The sequence below is a fragment of the Archangium sp. genome, assembly GCF_036389735.1.
Taxonomy (GTDB): domain Bacteria; phylum Myxococcota; class Myxococcia; order Myxococcales; family Myxococcaceae; genus Archangium.
Window position 1 is genome coordinate 1 of sequence record NZ_DASVWK010000236.1, and the last position, 3,220, is coordinate 3,220.

General features: G+C 71.5%; 3 protein-coding genes. 2 read left to right on the forward strand and 1 reads right to left on the reverse strand.

All coding sequences use genetic code 11. The features are described 5' to 3' along the window. The first annotated feature begins 282 nt into the window (after nt 1-282). On the forward strand, nt 283-1,425 hold the full coding sequence (locus VF794_RS08605) for a hypothetical protein (protein WP_331108701.1): 1,143 nt from the start codon (nt 283-285) through the stop codon (nt 1,423-1,425). A 19-nt stretch (nt 1,426-1,444) separates the two neighbouring features. Here VF794_RS08605 and VF794_RS08610 read toward each other — a convergent pair whose 3' ends face one another. Beyond that, nucleotides 1,445-1,852 (reverse strand): MarR family winged helix-turn-helix transcriptional regulator, encoded by a 408-nt coding sequence (locus VF794_RS08610; protein ID WP_331108702.1) that lies wholly within the window; start codon nt 1,850-1,852, stop codon nt 1,445-1,447. A 122-nt stretch (nt 1,853-1,974) separates the two neighbouring features. Here VF794_RS08610 and VF794_RS08615 point away from each other — a divergent pair. Continuing rightward, nucleotides 1,975-3,220, forward strand: a 1,246-nt coding sequence (locus tag VF794_RS08615; RefSeq protein ID WP_331108703.1) for a TolC family protein, incomplete at its 3' end; no start/stop codon positions are given.

Sequence of the window (3,220 nt, forward strand, 5' to 3'; positions counted from 1 at the left end):
AGGCACAAGCCAGCGCTAGAGAGGATTTCATCGCGAAGAAGCCCCAGGAGCACGAGAACCCGTCGAACCCACGGTGCGCACCGTTCTGCCAGAGCCATGCCACATGTATCGCTCCCTCCTGGGCGATTCAATTGGCGGTGCAAGGGGTTGATCTCCCTCGGACTCTTCTGTTTTCCGGCCAGCACTCCCGCCCCGCGCACCTGTCCTCCGGTCCGATCTTCTGTAGAAAAGTGGGCGGGTGGTTTGAAGAAATTACAGGGTTTTGAACGTTATAGTCCCCCTGTGACGGATACCTTCCGAGTCCGGGTCGCGGCCTCCAACTCTCGTGGGGCGGCGCTGGGATTGGCGCGCACCTTCCAGGTTCCCCTGGAGGCGGCGCGGCGGTTGTTGGCCGAGTCTCGCGTCCTGCCCCGGGATCTGCGGGAGGCCGAAGCGCGGCGGCTGGTGGAGACCCTCCAGCAGCACGGGGTGGACTGCGAGGCGGTGGCGGTGGCGGGCGGCGGCCACGCCGTGTGTGGCACCCACCCCAGCCTGTCCCCGGAGTCCCCCTGCGCGGACTGCCGTGAGCTGGTGTGCGTGCTGTGCCGGAGCCCGGAGGGCGAGGCGCTCTGTGCCCGGTGTGCCGCCCGCCGCTCCCGTCGCGGGCGGGCGAAGTGGCTGCGCGTGTCCCTGCTGCTCATGCTGCTGGTGCTCATCGTGTTCTGGGGCACCTCGCGCCAGCGCCTCCGGGAGACGCGCCTGGAGTGGGATCGGCCGCTCCAGGTGGCGGTGGTGTTGCTCGCTCGCGGCGAGGTGAAGCCCGAGGTGCGCCAGGCCTGGCGTGACGGGGCGCTCGCGCTGGAGGACTGGCTGGAGCGCGAGGCCCGCCGCTACCGCACGGACCTGAAGTCGCCCGTCCGGTTCATCATGACCGAGCCCCAGCCCGCGGCCGGGTTGGAGCTGACATCCCCCGGGGACTCACTGCTGGCGCGGGCCCGGCATGCGTGGGCGCTGTCGCGCACCCTGGCCGCCGTGGACGAGGCGGCGGGCGTGGCCTCGCGGGGGCTGGATGCACGCATCTACGTGGTGCTGGAGCCCACGGAAGAGGGGGAGGCGCGCCTCGTGGAGGGCATGGCCGAGGCGGGGGGCTCGGTGGGGCTGGTGCGCGGCGTGCTGGGGGACACGGAGCTCACCCTGGAGCTGACCGCGCTGGCCCACGAGCTCTTCCACTGCCTGGGGGCGGTGGATGCCTATGACGAGCAGGGCCATGCGCGCGTGCCCGAGGGATTGGTGGAGCCCGAGCGCCAACCCCTCTACCCGCAGCCCGCCGCCGAGGTCATGGTGGGGGAGGTGCCGCTGGAGGAGGGCCAGGGGCGTTTGCCCCGGTCGCTGGACGAAGTGCAGGTGGGGCCCGCCACGGCGGCGGCCCTGCGCTGGTCGCCGTGACCGGGGGTACACGGCGCGCTCAAGCGCTCTGCGTCAACCCCGACTGAAGCTTGTCCAGCAGGCGCTTCAGCTCGCGCATCTCCGAGGCGGTCAGGTGCTGGCGTGCCTCGTCCTCCAGCTTGTGCTCGCTGGCTTCCAACAGTTCCAGCTCCTTCTGGCTCGCCGGGGTGCTCTCCAGCCGAACGCAGCGGCGATCCTCCCCCGGGCAGCGCTTCACCAGACCGTCCTCTTCCAGCCGGTCCACCAGCCGGCTCACAGCGGGAGCATCCACCATCATGCGCTCCGCGAGCGCCGCCTGACTGCGCACCCCCTCCACGGCGATGAACTTCAGCGTCACGAGCTGCGCGAGTGGCCTGCTCGTCTGCTCGCTGAGCATCTGGGTGAGGCGCCTGGCCAGGAGGCGCCGCAGTGAAGCCACTTGCACCATGAGGGTCATTCGGCTTAATGATGGTTGCACTCTACAATCATTGTCAATTGCATCTTCATGAGGCGGGCCGTACAGGGGTAGACCCAGCAGCCCACGCACCGACTTCCGCTCCTCGCCCTGGCATGTCCTTCCCTTCCGTCATCCTCCTGGTGCTCGTCACCACCTCGGCGCTGGCCGCCCAGCCCGAGTCCCTTCCGCCTCCGGCCCCCTTCCAGCCGAAGGTGGAGGACCCGATGCTCACCCCGGTGCCTCCCGCGCAGCGGTTGGTGGGTAACTGGGACGAGGCCCTCACGCTGGTGCGCGAGCGCTCCACGGACCTCCGGCTCGCGGAGGCCAACATCCAGCGCGCCGAGGCCCGGTGGCGTCAGGCCCTGGCGGCGCTGCTGCCCAACGTGCGTGCGTCCGTGGGTGTCGGCCATGACGTGCTCAACCCCGACAACGCCGTCCTGGCGTTGGGCGCGGGCGGCGGGACGACGCTCCCCTCCACCCCCGGACCGGACGGACGCCGGCCCACCGTGCCGCTGGTGGCCGGAGCGGTGTCGGTGTCGCAGTCGCTGGTGGACTTCGGCGCGTGGCGCGGGCTGTCCTCGGCCGAGGCCGCCGAGACGGGCGCCGTGGCGAACCTCCAGGACGTGCGGCGCCGGCTTACCCTGGGCATGGCGCGGGTGCTGGTGGCCACGGTGGCCGCCGAGCGCGTCGCGGAACTCAACCGCGTGGGCCTGCGCCAGGCCCTGGAGCGCGCCGCGCTCACCCAGCGCATCTTCGAGCTGGGCGCGAGCAACCAGTTGGACGTGGTGCGGGTGAACCAGGACGTGTCCGTGGCGCGCGGGGCGCTCGTCTCCGGTGACGAGCAACTGCGCCGGGCCCGCGAGGCGCTCGGCCTGTCGCTGGGCCTCGACCGCGCCACGGGGGTGAGCCCCGCCTTCAACCTGCAAGGGCTGGTGGAGCAGATTCGTCAGGTGTGCGCCCCGTTGGAGAGCGTGAGCGCGCGGCCGGACCTCGTCGCCGCGCGCGCCCAGCTGGAGTCGGCGCGCGACAGCAGGCGTCAGGCATCCGCTGGCTACCTGCCCACGCTGGGCCTCTCCAGCTCCCTGCTGGGTTACACCACCGAGCCGGCTCCCGGTCGCCTCGCCACCTGGAATATCTCCGCCGTGCTGTCGGTCCCCCTGTGGGAGGGCGGCCTGAGAGGCGGGGTGGTGAGCGAGCGGCAGGGCATCGAGCAGCAGGCGGCCGAGACCCTGGAGCGCACCCGGCGGGACGTGGAGTTGGAGGTGGCGCGCAGCCGGCGGAGCGTGGAGGTGGCCGAGGCCCTGGTGAAGACGGCGGCGGAGTCCCGTTCGTTGGCGGAGCGGACCGACCAGCTCACCC

What these genes read in the sequence shown, in the direction of transcription:
- VF794_RS08610 (WP_331108702.1), bottom strand. Translation starts at nt 1,852, where the DNA reads ATGGTGCAAGTGGCTTCACTGCGGCGCCTCCTGGCCAGGCGCCTCACC.